Origin of the sequence: Pseudomonas oligotrophica (assembly GCF_021726475.1) — a bacterium.
Taxonomy (GTDB): domain Bacteria; phylum Pseudomonadota; class Gammaproteobacteria; order Pseudomonadales; family Pseudomonadaceae; genus Stutzerimonas; species Stutzerimonas oligotrophica.
The window spans coordinates 165,105-183,856 of the sequence record NZ_JAKJRU010000005.1 but is presented as its reverse complement, the minus strand read 5'-3'; the positions used below and the strand labels follow the sequence as shown (position 1 = coordinate 183,856).

Annotated in this window: 15 protein-coding genes and 1 tRNA gene; 6 read left to right on the top strand and 10 right to left on the bottom strand. The window is 67.2% G+C overall.

Annotated features, from left to right (window positions below; translation table 11 throughout):
- Positions 1–15: 15 nt before the first annotated feature.
- Positions 16–2,163 (bottom strand): fatty acid oxidation complex subunit alpha FadB, encoded by a 2,148-nt coding sequence (fadB, locus tag L3N39_RS12195; protein WP_237257604.1) that lies wholly within the window; start codon positions 2,161–2,163, stop codon positions 16–18.
- Between the two features lie 438 nt (positions 2,164–2,601).
- Here fadB and L3N39_RS12190 point away from each other — a divergent pair, with 438 nt between their 5' ends.
- Entirely contained in the window at positions 2,602–4,641 is a 2,040-nt protein-coding gene (locus L3N39_RS12190) for a S9 family peptidase (RefSeq protein WP_237257603.1), read from the top strand.
- A 144-nt stretch (positions 4,642–4,785) separates the two neighbouring features.
- Here the strand turns inward: L3N39_RS12190 and L3N39_RS12185 are convergent, their stop codons facing one another.
- The 3 genes from L3N39_RS12185 to L3N39_RS12175 all read right to left on the bottom strand — a co-directional run bounded on the left by L3N39_RS12185 (position 4,786) and on the right by L3N39_RS12175 (position 7,156).
- Complete coding sequence (locus L3N39_RS12185) at positions 4,786–5,067, bottom strand: topoisomerase II (protein ID WP_237257602.1); 282 nt, start codon at positions 5,065–5,067, stop codon at positions 4,786–4,788.
- 53 nt (positions 5,068–5,120) lie between these two features.
- Positions 5,121–6,341: an aspartate aminotransferase family protein gene (locus L3N39_RS12180; RefSeq protein WP_237257601.1), complete on the bottom strand. Its 1,221-nt coding sequence runs from the start codon at positions 6,339–6,341 to the stop codon at positions 5,121–5,123.
- Positions 6,342–6,463: 122 nt separating this feature from the next.
- Complete coding sequence (locus L3N39_RS12175) at positions 6,464–7,156, bottom strand: crotonase/enoyl-CoA hydratase family protein (protein WP_237257600.1); 693 nt, start codon at positions 7,154–7,156, stop codon at positions 6,464–6,466.
- 285 nt (positions 7,157–7,441) lie between these two features.
- On the opposite strand from L3N39_RS12175, the gene L3N39_RS12170 reads away from it, so the two are divergent.
- Positions 7,442–7,531, top strand: a tRNA-Ser gene (locus tag L3N39_RS12170).
- 63 nt (positions 7,532–7,594) lie between these two features.
- On the opposite strand, the gene L3N39_RS12165 is transcribed toward L3N39_RS12170, so the two are convergent.
- The 3 genes from L3N39_RS12165 to L3N39_RS12155 form a co-directional block, all read right to left on the bottom strand.
- Positions 7,595–7,807 (bottom strand): hypothetical protein, encoded by a 213-nt coding sequence (locus tag L3N39_RS12165; RefSeq protein ID WP_237257599.1) that lies wholly within the window; start codon positions 7,805–7,807, stop codon positions 7,595–7,597.
- Between the two features lie 85 nt (positions 7,808–7,892).
- Positions 7,893–8,585 (bottom strand): LrgB family protein, encoded by a 693-nt coding sequence (locus L3N39_RS12160; RefSeq protein WP_237257598.1) that lies wholly within the window; start codon positions 8,583–8,585, stop codon positions 7,893–7,895.
- On the bottom strand, positions 8,582–8,935 hold the full coding sequence (locus tag L3N39_RS12155) for a CidA/LrgA family protein (RefSeq protein WP_237257597.1): 354 nt from the start codon (positions 8,933–8,935) through the stop codon (positions 8,582–8,584). Before L3N39_RS12155 ends, L3N39_RS12160 begins: the two co-directional genes overlap by 4 nt.
- Positions 8,936–9,172: 237 nt before the next feature.
- Here L3N39_RS12155 and ccoG point away from each other — a divergent pair, with 237 nt between their 5' ends.
- Complete coding sequence (gene ccoG / locus L3N39_RS12150; RefSeq protein WP_237257596.1) at positions 9,173–10,585, top strand: cytochrome c oxidase accessory protein CcoG; 1,413 nt, start codon at positions 9,173–9,175, stop codon at positions 10,583–10,585.
- Between the two features lie 72 nt (positions 10,586–10,657).
- Positions 10,658–12,088: a GntR family transcriptional regulator MpaR gene (mapR, locus tag L3N39_RS12145; RefSeq protein ID WP_237257595.1), complete on the top strand. Its 1,431-nt coding sequence runs from the start codon at positions 10,658–10,660 to the stop codon at positions 12,086–12,088.
- Here mapR and L3N39_RS12140 read toward each other — a convergent pair.
- Complete coding sequence (locus L3N39_RS12140; protein WP_237257594.1) at positions 12,085–12,510, bottom strand: hypothetical protein; 426 nt, start codon at positions 12,508–12,510, stop codon at positions 12,085–12,087. The two genes, mapR and L3N39_RS12140, sit on opposite strands and share 4 nt — an antisense overlap.
- A 377-nt stretch (positions 12,511–12,887) precedes the next feature.
- Between L3N39_RS12140 and L3N39_RS12135 the strand changes: the two genes are divergently transcribed.
- Both L3N39_RS12135 and L3N39_RS12130 read left to right on the top strand, forming a co-directional pair.
- On the top strand, positions 12,888–13,250 hold the full coding sequence (locus L3N39_RS12135; RefSeq protein ID WP_237257593.1) for a rhodanese-like domain-containing protein: 363 nt from the start codon (positions 12,888–12,890) through the stop codon (positions 13,248–13,250).
- 261 nt (positions 13,251–13,511) lie between these two features.
- Positions 13,512–14,606, top strand: coding sequence for a mechanosensitive ion channel family protein (locus L3N39_RS12130; RefSeq protein ID WP_237257592.1), 1,095 nt, complete (start codon positions 13,512–13,514; stop codon positions 14,604–14,606).
- 19 nt (positions 14,607–14,625) lie between these two features.
- Here the strand turns inward: L3N39_RS12130 and acs are convergent, their stop codons facing one another.
- On the bottom strand, positions 14,626–16,581 hold the full coding sequence (gene acs / locus L3N39_RS12125) for an acetate--CoA ligase (protein WP_237257591.1): 1,956 nt from the start codon (positions 16,579–16,581) through the stop codon (positions 14,626–14,628).
- Positions 16,582–16,882: 301 nt separating this feature from the next.
- Positions 16,883–18,568, bottom strand: a complete 1,686-nt coding sequence (locus tag L3N39_RS12120; RefSeq protein WP_237257590.1) for a DEAD/DEAH box helicase — start codon at positions 18,566–18,568, stop codon at positions 16,883–16,885.
- Positions 18,569–18,752: the final 184 nt, after the last annotated feature.

Sequence of the window (18,752 nt, the reverse complement as noted above, 5' to 3'; positions counted from 1 at the left end):
TTCTCTCTCCCTCGATTAACCGTAGAAGCGCTGGCCGTTGGCGGCCATCTCACGCAGCTTCGCGGTCGGGTGGTACAGCGGGCCCAGGTCGGCGTACTTGTCGGCCATCGCGACGAACTCGGCGACGCCGATCGAATCGATGTAGCGCAGCGCACCACCACGGAAGGGTGGGAAGCCAATGCCATAGATCAGGCCCATGTCGGCTTCGGCAGCGGTCTCGACGATGCCGTCTTCCAGGCAACGCACGGTTTCCAGGCACAGCGGGATCATCATGTAGTTGATGATGTCCTCGTCGGACAGCTCGCGCGTCTCGGCAACGACCGGCTTGAGCAGCTCGTAGGCCTCAGGGTCGACCACCTTCTTCGGCTTGCCCTTCTTGTCCATCTCGTAGGCGTAGAAGCCCTTGCCATTCTTCTGGCCGAGGCGATTGGCGTCATACATGACATCGACGGCGGTACGGGTATCGTCCTTCATGCGATCCGGGAAGCCTTCGGCCATCACGTCACGGCCGTGGTGGCCGGTGTCCATGCCGACGACGTCCATCAGGTAGGCCGGGCCCATGGGCCAGCCGAACTTCTCCATCACCTTGTCGGCGCGAACGAAGTCGACACCGTGGGCGATGGCGCGGGCGAAGCCGCCGAAGTACGGGAACAGCACGCGGTTGACGAGGAAGCCCGGGCAATCGTTGACCACGACCGGGCTCTTGCCCATCTTCTTGGCGTAGGCGACGGTGGTGGCGATGGCGGTTTCGCTGGTCTTCTCGCCGCGGATCACCTCAACCAGCGGCATCATGTGCACCGGGTTGAAGAAGTGCATGCCGCAGAAGTTTTCCGGACGCTTGAGCGCCTGGGCCAGGTAGCTGATGGAGATGGTGGAGGTGTTGGAGGCGATGATCGCGTCCTCGCGTACGTGCCCTTCCACCTCGGCCAGCACGGCGTGCTTGACCTTCGGGTTCTCGACCACGGCTTCGACGACGATGTCGACATTGCCGAAGTCGCCGTAGGACATGGTCGGACGAATCGCGTTGAGCGCCTGCGCCATCTTCTCCGGCGTCAGACGGCCCTTCTCGACACGCTTGCCGAGCAGCTTGGAGGCTTCGTCCAGGCCCATCTGGATACCCTCTTCGCGGATATCCTTCATCAGGATCGGCGTGCCCTTGACGGCCGACTGGTAGGCGATGCCGCCACCCATGATGCCGGCGCCGAGTACGGCAGCCAGTTTCACGTCGCGGGCCTGCTTGTCGTAGGCCTTGGCCTTCTTCTTCAGCTCCTGATCGCTGAGGAACAGGCCGACCAGGCTCTGCGCAACCGAGGTCTTGGCCAGCTTGACGAAGCCGGCAGCCTCGACTTCCAGCGCTTTGTCACGGCCGAAGTTGGCGGCTTTCTGGATGGTCTTGATGGCTTCGACCGGGGCCGGGTAGTTCGGGCCGGCCTGGCCAGCCACGAACGCCTTGCTGGTTTCGAAGGCCATCATCTGCTCGATGGCGTTGAGCTTGAGCTTGTCCAGCTTCGGCTGGCGCTTGGCCTTGTAGTCCAGCTCGCCGGAGATGGCGCGCTTGACAAGGTCCAGGGCAGCTTCCTGCAGTTTCTCCGGAGCGACGACGGCATCGACCGCGTGCACCTTGAGGGCGTCTTCGGCACGATTTTCCTTGCCGGAGGCGATCCACTCGACGGCGTTGTCCACACCGATCAGGCGCGGCAGGCGGACGGTGCCGCCGAAGCCCGGGTAGATGCCCAGCTTGACTTCCGGCAGGCCGACCTTGGCGGTGGTGGACATGACGCGATAGTCGGCAGCCATGCACATCTCGAAACCGCCACCCAGGGCGATGCCGTTGATGGCGACCACGGTGGGTACGCCCAGGTCTTCGAAATCGCTGAAGATCTTGTTGGCTTCGAGGTTGCCGGCGACCAGCTCCTCGTCGGGCAGCTTGAAGTTGTCGACGAACTCGGTGATGTCGGCACCGACGATGAACACGTCCTTGCCGCTGGTGACGATCACGCCCTTGACCGATGCATCGGCCTTGAGGGCGTCGACCGCCTGACGGAGTTCGTTGAGAGTGAGGCGATTGAATTTATTGACGGACTCACCCTTGAGGTCGAAATTCAATTCGACGATGCCGCTCTCAAGAGCCTTAACCGTGATGGCTTTACCTTCGTAAATCATCAACTGATCTCCAGGAATGGAAGCTGAACGTTACGTGCCGCACGTCTTCGGTCTACTGCGACCACGCCTCGCGGCGACGACACCCACCGACACGATACATCGGGCAATCGGCGATGCGCTGACAAACGCTCGATTCATACGCCCGTTTGATTTGGGTCGGCACACCATCGGGGAAAAGCGCTGCCTTGTCAATCGGTCGCACACCTGCCTCGCCAGCCCAGCATCCATGCGCCTCGGCGCGACCGGCCGGTCACGCCCCGACAGCGATGGCCTGCCATTCAGAGGACCGATCGCGGTCGCAGGGTGGCCCATGCACAGCCTGCGGCCGCTGGTGCGCATGGCCACCGGCTGGACAACGCATCCACGGACCAGCAGGTACACTGCACCCACCATGCGCCGCCCCAGGCGCCCGCCCCATACTCGTTTCGGAGCCCGAGCATGTCCCGTCCCCCCATCGCCCGCACCGACACCGGCGCCGATCCCTATCGCTGGCTGGAGAATCGCGACACCCCGGCAGTCCTCGACCACCTCAAGGCGGAGAATGCCTATCTCGAGGAACAGCTCGCCGACCAGGCCGACCTGCGCGAGACGCTGTTCCAGGAGATCAAGGGCCGCATCCGCGAAACCGATCTGTCACTGCCCGCCCCCTGGGGCCCGTGGCTGTACTACCAGCGCACCACCGCGGGCGACGAGTATCCGCGGCACTACCGCTGCCCGCGCCCGCTGGATGGTTCGCTGAACGTCGATGAAAGCGCCGAACAGCTGCTGCTCGACCCCAACGAGCTGGCCGGTGGCGGCTTCCTCTCGCTGGGCGCATTCAGCGTCAGTCAGGACCACGGCAAGCTCGCCTACAGCCTCGACCGCGAAGGCGACGAGATCTACCGGCTTTACGTCAAGGACCTGGCCAGCGACGCGATAACAGAGCTGCCCTTCGACAACTGCGACGGCAGCATGACCTGGGCCAACGACAGCCAGACCCTGTTCTACGGCGAGCTGGACGACACCCACCGCCCGCACCGGATCTACCGCCACCGCCTTGGCGATACGGACAGCAGCGAGGTTTATCACGACCCGGACGGGCGCTTCTTCGTGCATTGCTACCGCGCCAGCTCCGAGCGCCAGCTGGTCATCCTTTCCCACAGCAAGACCACCAGCGAAGCCTGGGTGTTGTCGGCGGACCAGCCGGAGGGCAGCTGGACCTGCCTGGCACCGCGCCAGGAGGATCACGAGTACTTCCCCGATCATGGCCTGTACGAAGGCCAGTGGCGCTGGCTGATCCGCAGCAACCAGGCGGGCATCAACTTCGCCCTTTATCACGCCAGCGAGGCCGAGCCAGGCCGCGAGCACTGGCAGGAGCTGGTCCCGCATGACGATGCGGTGATGCTCGAGGATGTCAGCCTGAACGCCGAGGCAATCACTCTGACCCTGCGCGAGAGCGGCCTGCCGGTGATCGAGGTACGACCGCAGGGCATCCAACCCTATCGCCTGCAATTGCCCGATGCGGCCTACAGCCTGCACGTGCAGAACTCACTGGAATTCACCAGCACGGTGATCCGCCTGCGCTACGAGGCGCTGAATCGCCCGGCGCAGATCCGCCAGCTGACCCTGGCCGACGGCACGCAGGCGGTGCTCAAGGAAACCCCGGTGGAAGGTCCCTTCGATGCGGACGCCTATGAAAGTCGGCGCATCTGGGCCACCGCCCAGGACGGTACGCAGATTCCCATCAGCCTGGTCGGCCGCCGCGACAGCTTCGGCAAGCCCGCACCGCTATACCTCTACGGTTACGGCGCCTACGGTCACAGCCTCGACCCCTGGTTCTCCCACGCGCGGCTGTCGCTGCTCGACCGCGGCTTCGTCTTCGCCATCGCGCATGTGCGTGGCGGCGGCGATCTGGGCGAGGCCTGGTACCGCGCCGGCAAGCTGGAACACAAGCCGAACACCTTCAGCGACTTCATCGCCTGCGCCGAGCAGCTGCTGGCCGACGGCTACACCACCTCGCCACGCCTGGCCATCAGCGGCGGCAGTGCCGGCGGCCTGCTGATCGGTGCCGTGCTCAACCTGCGTCCGGATCTGTTCGGTGCGGCGATCGCCGAGGTGCCCTTCGTCGACGTGCTCAACACCATGCTCAACGCCGACCTGCCGCTGACCGTGACCGAGTACGACGAATGGGGCGACCCGAACCAGCCCGAGGTGCACGAACGCATCCGCGCCTATGCGCCCTATGAGAACGTCCGCGCCCAGGCCTACCCGCCGCTGCTGGCCGTGGCCGGCTACAACGACAGCCGCGTGCAGTACTGGGAGGCCGCCAAGTGGGTCGCCAAGCTGCGTGCCACCCGCACCGACGACAACCTGCTGCTGCTCAAGACCGAGTTCGGCGCCGGTCACGGCGGCATGAGCGGTCGCTACCAGGCGCTCAAGGACGTGGCGCTGGAGTACGCCTTCATCCTCAAGGTGTTCGGCTTGACCGGCGGAAACTGACATAGCGCACGGTGGGCAGCGGCCGGGCCCGCCGAAGGAGAAGGCCCGGCGCAACACGCTTCGCATTGCGCCGGGCCGGGCGGTATTTCAGCCCGCGGTGACGGCCAGGATGTGCGCGTCACCGGCACGGAGATCGTTGCGACCTCAGTGGTTGCAGTCAGGCCCGTGGACGTGACCGTCGTCATCGGCCTCGATCGGCTCCATTTCCAGCTCCAGGCTGACCAGGTTGGTCGCCAGCGGACGCAGCAGCAGGTTGGCGTACTCGGTATCGCCCTCCTCCACGTCCACGCCGATCATCAGCTGGTCGTTGCCGACCTGCTGGATCCACACTTCGCGGCCCTGCCACATCACGGCAAAACGGGTGCAGGAGGTCACCAGCTGGGTGCCGTCGGTATCTTCCAGAATCAGTTGCAGGCTGTCGCTCATCGGAATCGCTCTCTCGCAATGTGAAGGAGCGGCAGGGCCGCTCCGGTCGTGTATCAGGCCTGCACCAGGGCGGCGACGGCGCGCTCCAGCCGGTCCAGGCCCTCGTCGATGTCGGCCTCGTCGATGATCAGGCTCGGCGCCAGGCGCACGACGTCGGGGCCGGCCTGCAGGATCATCAGCGCCTGTTTTTCCGCCGCGGCGCAGAAGGCTCCCGCCTTGCCCTTCCAGGCATCGCTGAGCACGCAACCGATGAGCAGGCCGCGACCGCGCACCAGGCGGAACACGCCGTAGCGCTCGCCGATCTGCTCCAGCCGCGCGCGGAAACGCTGGTGACGCTGCTTGACGCCTTCGAGCACCTGCGGGGTATTGACGATATCCAGCACCGTCTCGGCCACCGCGCAGGCCAGCGGGTTGCCGCCGTAGGTGGTGCCGTGGGTGCCCACGCTCAGGTGCGCGGCGATCTCGTGGGTGGTCAGCATCGCGCCGATGGGGAAGCCGCCGCCCAGGCTCTTGGCGTTGGTCAGGATGTCCGGCACCACGCCCGAATGCATGTAGGCGAACAGATCGCCGGTACGGCCCATGCCGGTCTGCACCTCGTCGAAGATCAGCAGCGCGCCATGCTGGTTGCACAGCTCGCGAGCGCCTTCGAGGTAGGCCTGCTCGGCCGGCAGGATGCCGCTTTCACCCTGGATCGGTTCCAGCACCACGGCGCAGGTGCGCTCGGAAATCGCCGCCTTCAGCGCGTCGAGATCGTTGTAGGGCACATGGGTGATGCCTTCGATCTTCGGACCGAAGCCATCGGAATACTTGGGCTGGCCGCCGACCGTGACGGTGAACAGCGTACGCCCGTGGAAGCTGTTGAGCGCCGAGATGATCTCGAACTTCTGCGGCCCGTAGACATCATGGGCATAGCGACGCGCCAGCTTGAAGGCAGCCTCGTTGGCTTCCGCGCCGGAATTGCAGAAGAACGCCCGGTCGGCGAAGGTCGCCGCCACCAGCTTCTTGGCCAGGCGCAGGGCCGGCTCGTTGGTGAAGATGTTGGAGATATGCCACAGCTTGCCGGCCTGCTCGGTCAGCGCCGCAACCAGTGCCGGGTGCGCGTGCCCCAGCGCGTTCACCGCGATGCCACCGGCGAAGTCCACCAGCTCTCGGCCGCTCTGATCCCAGACTCGCGAACCCTCGCCTCGCACCGGAATGAAGGCGGCGGGGGCGAAGCTCGGAACAATGACCTGATCGAAATCGGCACGTTCAACCGGGATATGCGGGGTGGACATCGGGCTCTCCTGCGATGCGTCGAGATAGGAACGAAAACGCCCCGCCGTCGGCGGGGCGTTACAGGGCGCAGTGTAAACGCAGGACCACCCCGATAGCGCGGTCGCCGGAAAAAAACTGCCGCTCAGGCGCCGAAATGCTGAAGGTCCAGCTCGATGGCATTATCCAGCGCCTCCAGCAGCGCCTTGCGCACCTTCAGCTTGGTATTGCGGTGCGCCACCATGTTGATGCGCTTGAGCTGACCGGCGGCGGCGCGCGCCACGTCCAGCAACTCGCCGCTCGGCACCACGCGATCGAGGAAGCCGGCCTGCACGGCCGCCTGCGGGTCGAACAGCTCGCCATTGATCACCGAACGCTGGAAGGCGGCCTTGTCCAGGCGATCACGCGCCAACTCGATGCCGGCGTGGTGCATGGTCATGCCGATCTGCACCTCGTTCAGGCCGATGTGGAAGGCACCCTCCACGCCGATCCGGTAGTCCGCCGCCAGTAGCAGGAAGGCGCCCTTGGCGATGGCGTGCCCCGGGCAGGCAACGATGATCGGAAAGGGATGGGCGAGCATGCGCCGGGTGAATCGCGAACCGGTGGCCACCAGCGCCATGGCATTTTCCGCGCTGGAGGTCATCACCTTGAGGTCGTAGCCGCCGGAGAGAATGCCGGGCTGGCCGGTGAGGATGACCACGGCCCGCTCCTGCTCGGCGCGGTCGAGCGCGGCATTGAGCGCCTCGAACATCTGCGGCGACAAGGCGTTGACCTTGCCGTTGGCCAGGGTCAACGTGGCGATGCCGTCGTCGAATTGGTACGAAATCAGCTCACTCATGGCGGCGTCCTTTGGTGGGTCTTGTTTTGGGTGCGCCGACGTTACCCAGCCGAAAGAGCCCGGTAAAGCGCCGTGACTGACCGCCGGGTCACGTTTCGCGCCCTGTTCGCCGCCGTTCGCGCACGCTCCCCCGCCAGCCCGAGCGCCGCACGAGGGGCCCACGCGCTTGCCCGCACCGGTCGCCACAGCCGGATAAATCCATGAAAAAACTCAAAAAGTTTTTGCCATTCAAAATTCGTTCGGCTAAATTAGCGCGCCTCGACGGACAGCAGCCCGTCGAGATCCGGTGAGGTGTCCGAGTGGTTGAAGGAGCACGCCTGGAAAGTGTGTATACGGGAAACCGTATCAAGGGTTCGAATCCCTTCCTCACCGCCACATCGAAAGCCCCTGAGTTTCGCGACTCAGGGGCTTTTTCTTTGTGCCGGGAAAACCCAGGACTCAGCGCGGGCCGGGAGTGCCCTCCCTCTCCGCGTTATCCGGGTCGGTATCCGGCAGCCTGGTGTCGTCGCCACGCTCGCGGGGGAGGTTGCCTTCGTTGCCGGGCAGTTCGTCGATGCCCGCCTCGTCGCTAGGGTTCAGGTCGGTACGCCCGCGGCCCGGCAGCTCGGGGCTGCCGGGGATGATCGGGTCCGATGCTTTCTCGCTGGCCATGGCTCGCCTCGCTTATCAGTCGTCCAGTCTGAATTTGGAGGGTTCGACCGAACGACCGTTCGCCCCGCCGGTCAGGCCGGACGGCTCAGCCCAGCAACCAGGGCATCAGCACGGCGGTGACCACGCCCAGCAGGCTCATCGCCAGGGCGGCGAAAGCGCCGCATTCCTGGTTTTCCTGCAGGGCGTGGGCGGTGCCGATGGCGTGGGCGTTGAGGCCGTAGCTGAAGCCGCGGGCGGCCGGGTGTTCGACGCGCGCCAGGCCGAGCAGCAGCGGCCCGAGGGCGGTGCCGATCACGCCGGTGAGCATCACCATCACCGCGGCCAGCGCGGCGACGCCGCCGATCTGCTCGGCCACCAGCATGGCGATCGGCATGGTCACCGACTTGGGCGCCAGGCTCATGGCCAGGGCATCGCTGGCGCCCAGCAGCCAGCAGATGGCGAGCGTCACCGCGACGGTCAGCACGCCGGCGACCACCAGGGTGATGACGATCGGCCAGAACAGCTGGCGGATACGCGCCAGGTTCTGCCGCAGCGGCACGGCCAGGGCCACGGTGGCCGGGCCGAGCAGCCAGGCGATCGGCTCGGCATCCTGGCGGTAGTCGCGGTAGTCGATGCCGCACAGGACGAGTACCGCGACGATCAGCAGCATGCCCACCAGCACCGGTTGCAGCACCAGCCAGCCGCTGCGCTGGTAGAGCGCCACGGCGGCCTGGAAGGCCAGCAGGGTCAGGCCGATGGCGAACAGCGGATGTTCGATGAAGCTCTGCCAGGCGCTCATTTGTCCATCGCTCCCATGCGCCTGGCAAGGAACTGCAGCAGCCAGCCGCACACCGGGATGGTCACCAGCAGCGAGGCCAGCAGCGCGGCCATGACCACACCCAGCTCGCCGAGCAGCAGCTCATAGCTGGTCATGATGCCCGCGGCGTGGATCATCAGCAGCAGCGGCAGGTACTTGAGCAGCACGGCCGCCGCCTGCTGCAGCGGCTCCGGGACGCTGCCGCGGAACATCAGTCCGACCAGCAACAGCATCAGCCCGATGATGGGGCCGGGCAGCATCGGCAACCACAGCGCGCTGGCGGTCGCCCCCAGCAGTTGCAGCAGTACCAGCACGAAAAGGCCTTTCAACACCGTTGTTCTCCTTATTCTGTCCAGCTCGCGCCGAGGCAGGCCCGGCGCGACCCGCCACTATGCCGCAGGGCACGCCCGGCAGACAGCCTCAGTCACGTCGGAAAAAGCCGGATCAGCCGCTCCCGGAAAACACCGCGCCGCCATCTGATCCGCTTTTTGCAGCGCAACCTGAGTCTGTAATGCAAACAGCGGCTGGCCGAAGATGCGCGCGTCCGAAACTGCCTGATGGATACCCCCATGAACGATCGAATCCCCGTACGGGCCGTCGAGACGCTCGACCCCCGGCGCCCCGTACGCCTGACCCCGGCCCAGGCCGGCGGGCCGATCCACACCCGCGGCTTCCGCGGACGCTTTCGCAACCTGCGCCTGCTCGGCGCCGGCGCGCTGATGCTGTTGTTCTTCGCCACCGCCTGGCTGAACTGGAACGGTCGCCAGGCGGTGCTCTGGGATCTGCAAGGCCGCCAGTTCCACATCTTCGGCGCGACCTTCTGGCCGCAGGATTTCGTCCTGCTCTCGGCGCTGCTGATCATCTGCGCCTTCGGCCTGTTCGCCATCACCGTGTTCGCCGGTCGCGTGTGGTGCGGCTACGCCTGCCCGCAAAGTGTCTGGACCTGGATGTTCATGTGGGCCGAGAAGGTCAGCGAAGGCGACCGCGGCCAGCGCCTGAAGCTCGACGCCGCGCCCTGGTCGGCCGCCAAGCTGGCTCGGCGCACCGCCAAGCACGGGCTCTGGCTCGGCATCGCCCTGGCCACGGCGGTAACCTTCGTCGGCTACTTCATGCCGATCCGCCCGCTGCTTGCCGACCTCGCCGGCCTGCGCCTGGACAGCGCCAGCGCGTTCTGGGTGGCGTTCTTCACCGCCGCGACCTACCTCAACGCCGGCTGGCTGCGCGAGAAGGTCTGCCGCGACATGTGCCCCTACTCGCGCTTCCAGAGCGTGATGTTCGACCGCGACACCCTGGCCATCGCCTACGACGCGACCCGCGGCGAGCCCCGCGGCGCCCGGCGCAAGGACAGCGACGCCCAGGCGCAGGGGCTGGGTGACTGTGTCGACTGCACGCTGTGCGTGCAAGTCTGCCCGACCGGGATCGACATCCGCGACGGCCTGCAGCTGGAATGCATCGGCTGCGCCGCCTGCATCGACGCCTGCGACAGCGTCATGGACAAGCTTGGCTACGCCCGCGGCCTGGTGCGCTACGGCTCGGAAGCCGAACTGGCCGGCGAACGCACGCGCCTGTTGCGACCGCGCCTGGTCGGCTATGCCGCCGCCCTGCTGCTAATGATCGGCGCCTTCGCCTGGGCGCTGGCCGCGCGGCCGCTGGTGTCGCTGGACGTGACGCGTGATCGCGGGCTGTTCCGCGAGAATGCCGCCGGCCAGATCGAGAACATCTACAGCCTGAAGGTCATCAACAAGACGCAGGCCCCGCAGCGCTACCTGATCGCCCTGACCGACTCGGACGGGCTGGCGCTGCAGGGCCCCGGCGAGTTGCGCCTGGCCGCAGGGGAGATCCGCGACGTACCGGTGAGCGTGGCGCGGCTGGTGGAAGACGGCAAGGGCAGCGCCCGCCCGCTGTATTTCGAGGTGGTCCCGCTCGATGCGCCGGAGGGTCGCGTGGTGACCGACAGCACCTTCATCGCGCCGGCGCGCTGAGGCGCCCGGCATTCCACCGACGCGGCGGTCGACGTAGAGTGTCGGCCGTCCGCCTGTTCCAGCAGGGCCCGCATGAAGCGCTACGAGAAACTTGCCGACGAAATTGCCGAGCTGATTCGCAGCGGCGTGCTCGCGCCCGGCCAGCGGGTGCCTTCGGTGCGCCACGCCAGCCGCGCGCATGGCGTCAGCCCCTCCACGGTGTTCCAGGCCTACTACCTGCTGGAGGATCGCGGGCTGATCCAGGCGCGGGCGCGCTCGGGCTATTTCGTCCGCGAGCACGCCCAGCGCCCGCTGCCCGAGCCGGAACCCGGCAGCCTGGCGCCGCAGACCACCGAGGTCGACGTCAGCGAGCTGGTGTTCTCCGTGCTCGGCTCGCTGAAGGACCCGCAGACGGTGCCGTTCGGCTCGGCCTTCCCCAGCCCCGACCTGTTTCCGCTGGCACGCCTGGCGCGCTCGATGGCGCACGGCCTGCGCACACTGTCGCCGCACGAGGTCATCGCCGACATGACCGCCGGCAACCCCGACCTGCGCCGGCAGATTGCCCTGCGCTACATGGCCGGTGGCGTGCTGCTGCCGATGGAGGAGCTGGTCATCACCAACGGCGCAATGGAAGCGCTGAACCTCTGCCTGCAATGCGTGACCCGGCCGGGCGACCTGGTGGCGATCGAGTCGCCTGCGTTCTACGCCTGCCTGCAGGTGCTCGAGCGGCTCAAGCTCAAGGCCGTGGAAATCCCCGTGCACCCGCGCGAGGGGATCGACCTCAAGGCGCTGGCCGACAGCCTGCAGCGCCTGCCGATCAAGGCCTGCTGGATCATGAGCAGCCTGCAGAACCCGCTCGGCGCCAGCCTGAGCGAAGCGAACAAGGCGGCGCTCTACGAGTTGCTGCAGCGCCACCAGGTGCCGCTGATCGAGGACGATGTCTACGCCGAGCTGTACTACGGCCAGCAGCCGCCGCGGCCGGTGAAGAGCTTCGACCGCGACGGCCTAGTGATGCACTGCGGCTCCTTTTCCAAGAGCCTGGCGCCGGGCTATCGCGTCGGCTGGGTCGCCGGCGGGCGCCATGCCGAGCAGATCAGCCGGCTGAAGCTGATGACCACGCTGTCGCCCTCGGTGCCGGCCCAGGCGGCCATCGCCGACTACCTGCAGCACGGCGGCTACGACCGCCACCTGCGCCGCCTGCGCCATGCCTTGGAGATGCAGCAGGGCGCCATGCTGGCCTCGGCGGCACGGCACTTCCCGCGGCAGACACGGGTGACCCGCCCCACCGGCGGCTACTTTCTCTGGTTCGAGTTTCCCGAGCAGGTCGACTCGCTGCAGCTGTTCCGCCTGGCGCTGGCCCAGGGCATCAGCCTGGCGCCGGGGCCGATCTTCTCGGCCAGCCGGCGCTTCGGCCACTGCGCCCGGCTCAACCACGGCCACCCATGGACGCCGCAGAGCGAAGACGCCATGGCCCTGCTCGGGCGCATCCTGCGCTCGTTTCTCGGCCCCGGCGAGCGGGACTAGCGATCGGCCCCACCACCCTGCGGGCCGCCGGTGGCCGCACCACCCGCCCCCGAGGCTGCGCCGCCATTGCCCGACGTGCCCGGGAGCTGGTCGGCGCCGCCCGGCTGTGGCGTGGTCAACGGCCGGCCCGGCTCGCTGCGCGTGGCCGGCGCCACCGGTCGCTCCGGCTGGCGCACCGTGCTGCCACTGCCGCGCGGCTGGCCCGGCAAGGGTCGCGTCCCTTCGTCGAGGCGGTTGGAATCATCCAGCGGGCGCTCGCGGATCTCGTTGATATCGCGGCCGGTCTGCTCGCGGCTTTCGGTGAGTTCGGCACCGATACGCTCGCGCTCCTGCTGCAGCGAGGGCTCGGCATCCTGGGCAGCCGCCGGGCCGGTGATGGCGGCGGCGAGCATCAGGGGTAAAACGAAGGTTGGCCTGGTCATGAGGTCGTCTCCTGGGTGCATCTGTCAAATGGACAGCGACAGGCGCCCGGGAGTGCAAAAGGTCGCAGGCCGCCCCAACGGTCGAGCCTGCGGTACAAAACTTGCTCGACCAGCCAGTAACACACGGACGGATCCAGGCCGGTATCAGCGACCGAAAGCCGCCCCACAGGGCGGCGCCGGCATCCCGCCAACAACCGATGCGCCGCTCTGCCGCGGCCTCTGGCGCCTGTCGCGCATCGATAACAATGAAGGGCCGAGCCATGTTCAAACACAAGAAAGTCCGGCAGGCGACGCTTATACTGCTGGCCACGGCTGTCGTGCTGATTCTGCCCAATCTCAGCCGCCTGTTCGGCTGAGCGTTCCAGAAGGTAACCACCATGCGCCAACTGCTACTTGCCGCCCTGCTGTCGAGCCTGCTGAGCCTCCCCGCTGCTGCCGGCGAAGCCGAGCGAGCGGCCGCCATGCAGGCGCTGGAACACCCCGACGCGACCCTGATCGACGTGCGCACCCCCGAGGAATTCGCCGACGGCGCCCTGCCCGGCGCGCTCAACATCGAGACCGCCGACCTTGCCGCGCAGATCGCCGAGGTGGCGCCCGACAAGGACGCCCCGGTGGTGCTCTACTGCCGCACCGGCCGCCGCGCCGGCGAAGCGCAGCAGCTGCTGGAGTCGCTGGGCTACCGCCAGGTGATCAACGCCGGCGGCTACAGCGAGCTGGCCCCGCTGGTCGACGCCGACTAAGGCGCGCGGCAGGGCCCTGCACCGGCCCGCCGATTGAACTTATCCGCGGCCTGGCACCCGAAACTCTGGGTGCGTCCTGCTCCATCACCCTGTCGGCTACAGCCTCCGATGGAGCCTGTGGGCCTGCACCGGTTGCCCGCTGCGCCGGCGCATTCATCCGGTCGATTCCCGCGAATCCACAAGCGCTCGCCCGCAAGGGCACGGTCGCGGCACGCACCCTTGGTTTTCACCCCACACCTGGCCGCCTGGAGGTTCGAGGCAATGAATTGGGACGTGCTGCTGGACGACACCCTGTGGATCAACGCCGCCATCGTGATCGCGGTGACCTTCGTCAGTTTCTGGCTGCTGCGCAGCGCCCTGGCGCTGATCAAGCGGCGCCTGCGCGCCATGGCGGGCGAATCGCGCAGCGGCTTCACCGCAATCGCCGCGGAGATGCTCGAGCACACCAGCAACCTGCTGCTGTTCGCCTTCTCGCTGCTGATCGGGCTCAAGGTGGTGGAGCTGCCGCCGCGCTGGGAACTGACCATGTCCCATGGCTGGTTCATCGCCCTGGCGTTCCAGATCGCCCTCTGGCTGGACACCGCGGTGCGCCTGTGGATGGACAGCCTGACCCGCGACGGCAAGGCGCGCAATCCGGTGACCACGACGATCATCGGCATCATGCTGCGCATCGTGGTGTGGACCATGATGCTGCTGTCGATCCTCGCCAACCTGGGGGTCAACATCACCGCCATGGTCGCCAGCCTCGGGGTCGGCGGCATCGCCATCGCCCTGGCGGTGCAGACCCTGCTCAGCGACGTGTTCGCCTCGCTGTCGATCGGCATCGACAAGCCGTTCGAGATCGGCGACTTCGTGGTCTTCGGCGAGGTTGCCGGCAACATCGAGCACATCGGCCTGAAGAGCACGCGCATTCGCTCGCTGAGCGGCGAACAGGTGGTCTGCTCCAACGCCGACCTGCTCCGGCAGATCGTGCACAACTACAAGCGCATGAACACCCGGCGGATCGTCTTCAAGTTCGGCATCACCTACAACACGCCGAGCGACAAGGTTCGCGCGGTGGGCCAACTGGTCAAGCGCATCATCGACGGAGTGGAGCAGGCCAGGTTCGACCGCGCGCATTTCCTCGCCTTCGACGACAGCCAGCTGACCTTCGAGGTCGTCTATATCATGCAGACCTCGGACTACAACCAGTACATGGACGCCCAGCAGGAGATCAATCTCGGCCTGCTCGATGGCCTGCGCGAACTGGGCGTGAGCTTCGCCTTCCCCACCCGCAGCGTCGAGTTCATCGGCGGCCAGCTGCCGGAGCTCAGCGTCGCCGGCATGCCCCAGGCCAAGCCGGCGGCCAACCAGTAGCTTCGCGCGCGGCGCCGGCTCAGCCCTGCGCCAGCGCCTGCCGATCGGCGATCAGCTGTTGCACCACGCCCGGTTCGGAGAGCGTCGAGATATCACCCAGGGCGTCGTACTCGTCGGTGGCGATCTTGCGCAGGATGCGGCGCATGATCTTGCCCGAGCGCGTCTTGGGCAGGCCCGGCGCCCACTGGATCACGTCCGGCACGGCGATCGGCCCGATCTCCCGGCGCACCCAGCGGCACAGCTCGTCGCGCAGCGTGTCGTCCGCCGTGACGCCCGAGAGCAGCGTGACAAAGACGTAGATCCCCTGCCCCTTGAGCGGATGCGGCACACCCACCGCGGCCGCCTCGGCGACCTTCGCGTGCGCCACCAGCGCGCTCTCGATCTCGGCGGTGCCCAGGCGGTGGCCGGAGACGTTGAGCACGTCGTCGACCCGCCCGGTGATCCAGTAGTAGCCATCCTCGTCGCGGCGCGCACCGTCGCCGGTGAAGTACATGCCGCGGAAGGTCTTGAAGTAGGTGTCGACGAAGCGGTCGTGGTCGCGGTACAGCGTGCGCGCCTGCCCTGGCCAGGAGTCGAGGATCACCAGGTTGCCCTCGGCCGGCCCTTCGAGCAGGTTGCCGAGGTTGTCCACCAGCCCCGGCACCACGCCGAAGAATGGCCGCGTCGCCGAGCCGGGCTTGAGTGCGGTAGCTCCCGGCAGCGGGCTGATGAGGATGCCGCCGGTCTCGGTCTGCCACCAGGTGTCGACGATCGGGCAGCGCGACTGGCCGACCGTCTCGTAGTACCAGTGCCAGGCCTCGGGGTTGATCGGCTCGCCCACCGTGCCGAGCAGGCGCAGGCTCGAGCCGTCGGCGCCTTCGACCGCGGCCTGGCCCTTGGCCATCATCGCGCGGATCGCGGTGGGCGCCGTGTAGAGGATGTTGACCCGGTGCTTGTCGATGATCCGCGCCACCCGGGTGACGTCCGGGTGGTTGGGCACGCCCTCGTACATCAGCGTGGTCGCACCGTTGGCCAGCGGGCCGTAGATCAGGTAGCTGTGCCCGGTGATCCAGCCGATGTCGGCGGTGCACCAGTAGATCTCGCCCGGACGGTAATCGAAGACCCGCTCGTGGGTCAGCGCGGCGTACAGCAGGTAGCCGCCGCAGGTGTGCAGCACGCCCTTGGGCCGCCCGGTGGACCCTGAGGTGTAGAGGATGAACAGCGGCTCCTCGGCGCCCATCTCCTTCGGCGCGCAGGTCTCGCCGGCGACGCGCATCAGGTCGTCGTAGCAGACGTCGCGGTTGCGGTGCCAGCGGATGTCCGCGCCGGTGCGCCGGACCACGATGATCTTCTGCACGCAGTTGGTACGCGGATTGGTTAGCGCCTCGTCGACGTTCTCCTTGAGCGGCACCTTCTTGCCGCCGCGGATGCCCTCGTCGGCGGTGATCACCACCTTGGACTGGCCATCGATGATGCGCCCGGCCAGCGCCTCGGGCGAGAAGCCGCCGAACACCACCGAATGGATCGCGCCGATGCGGGCACAGGCGAGCATCGCCACCGCCGCCTCGGGCACCATCGGCATGTAGATGGTCACCACGTCGCCGCGGTGCACGTCCTGGCCACGCAGCGCGTTGGCGAACTTGCTGACCTCGCGGTGCAGCTCCCTGTAGGTGATTTCGCGGTGCTCGGCAGGGTCGTCGCCCTCCCAGATGATCGCGACCTGGTCGCCGCGCTCGGCCAGGTGCCGGTCCAGGCAGTTGGCGGCCACGTTGAGGGTGCCGTCGGCAAACCACTGGATCGAGACATGGTGGTCGTCGAAGGAGGTCCGCTTGACCTCGCTGAACGGGCGGATCCAGTCCAGCCGCGCCGCCTGCTCGCGCCAGAAGCCTTCGGGGTTGATCACCGACTGCTGGTACAGGGCCTTGTAAGTGGCTTCATCGGTCAGCGACCGGGCAGCCACCTCCGGATGCACGGGATAAACGGATGCGGCACTCATGGCGTTACCTCTGTCTGTCAGGTTGCAGCGCTGTGGAACCCCCTGTCCTTCAGGCGTACCCATACCAACCCGAGGCCCGGCCGCCGCAACCGCACGACCCGCGCTGGCCTCCCACCAAAGCGCCCGACAGACACAGGCTCGCGCGAGCGAGCCGGGGTGTAGCTCTTCTTTTAGTCCTAGCCCGAAAACGGCAAGGTTGCGTATTTGACCCTGCTCAACGGTCGGATATCCGCCGACCACACCCCCCAGTCCAGAAACGAAAAAGGCGAGCCGAGGCTCGCCTTTTTCCAACCGCTGCGGATCAGTCCTCGCGGTAGCGACGCAGCTTGAGCTGCTTGCCGCCGACGCGGGTGTCCTTGAGCTTGCCGAGCAGGCGCTCCAGGCCCTCTTCCGGCAGCTCGACCAGGCTGAAGCTGTCGCGCACCTGGATGCGGCCGATGGCTTCGCGGGCCAGGCCGCCTTCGTTGAGGATGGCCCCCAGCAGGTTGCGCGCGGCGATGCCGTCACGCGCACCCAGCGCGGTCCGGCAGCGCACGCGGCCTTCGGCCAGCGGCATCGGCGCGCGACGCTCACGGTCGCCACGCTCGGAGCGCTCACCACGCTCCCCGCGATCGGAGCGGTCGGAGCGCTCGCGCGGGCCGCCGACCGGCACCAGCGGCTGCTCCTTCTGCACCTCGGCCAGGGTCAGCGCCTGGCCGTTGGTGGCCTTGCGCAGCAGCGCGGCGGCCAGCGCACGCGGCGAGCAGCCGATGTCGGCGATCAGCCGGTCGAGCAGTTCGCCATGGCTGGCCTCGGCATCGGCCACCAGCGGCCGCAGGCTCTCGGTCAGCCGGCGAATACGCGCATCGAGCACCTGCTGCGGATCGGGCAGGCGCACCTCGGCGACCTTCTGCCCGGTGACGCGCTCGATGACCTGCAGCATGCGCCGCTCGCGCGGGGTGACCAGCAGCAGCGCGCGGCCATCGCGGCCGGCACGGCCGGTACGCCCGATGCGGTGCACGTAGGATTCCGGGTCGTACGGCATGTCGACGTTGAACACGTGGGTGATGCGCGGCACGTCGATGCCGCGGGCGGCGACGTCGGTGGCCACCACGATGTCCAGGCGGCCATCCTTGAGCGACTCGATCACGCGCTCACGCTGGTTCTGCGCGATATCGCCGTTGAGTGCAGCGGCCTTGTAGCCCTTGGCTTCCAGCGCAGCGGCCAGGTCCAGCGTGGCCTGCTTGGTGCGCACGAAGGCGATCAGCGCGTCGAAGTCCTCGACTTCCAAGAGGCGCAGCACGGCCGGGATCTTCTGGTCGGCGTGGACCATCAGGTGGGCCTGCTCGATGCGCGCGACGGTCTGCGTCTTGGCCGCGATCTTGATGTGCTTCGGCTCGCGCAGGTGCTTCTCGGCAATCGCACGGATCGAATGCGGCAGCGTCGCCGAGAACAGCACGCTCTGGCGGCTTTCCGGCATGGCCTCGAAGATCACTTCGAGGTCATCCATGAAGCCGAGCTTGAGCATCTCGTCCGCTTCGTCGAGCACCAGGAAACGGATGGTCGACAGCAGCTCGCCGTTACGGCTCAGGTGGTCGACCAGGCGGCCGGGGGTGGCGACGATGATCTGCGCACCCTGGCGGATCGCCTTGAGCTGCGGGCCCATGGGCGCGCCACCGTAGATGGCGACCACGCCGACGCCCGGCAGCTGCTTGGAGTAGGTTTCGAACGCGGTGGCCACCTGCAGCGCCAGCTCGCGGGTCGGCGCGAGGATCAGTGCCTGCGGCTCACGCTTGGCCGGGTCGATCTTCGACAGGATCGGCAGCGCGAAGGCCGCGGTCTTGCCGGTGCCGGTCTGCGCCTGGCCGATCATGTCGTGGCCGTCGAGGATCACCGGGATCGCCTGGGCCTGGATGGGGGACGGTTCTTCATAGCCGACTGCGCTGATCGCAGCCAGAACAGCGGAATGAATACCGAGTGCGGCAAAGCCGCCGATTTCCTGGGTCATGGGTCTTGTCTCTGATGCTCCGCAAGACCCATGTTCCGAAGCTGCGCATGCCGTGCAAAACCCGAAGGTCACCCTGGCAGCCTGGTCGGCGGGGTTGCGAAAACGTATGGATGATGAATCGTCAAGGATAGTTCGCGCGGGGCGAACAGCAGCCGAAGCGGCGCTTCGTGTGTTGCAGTACCTG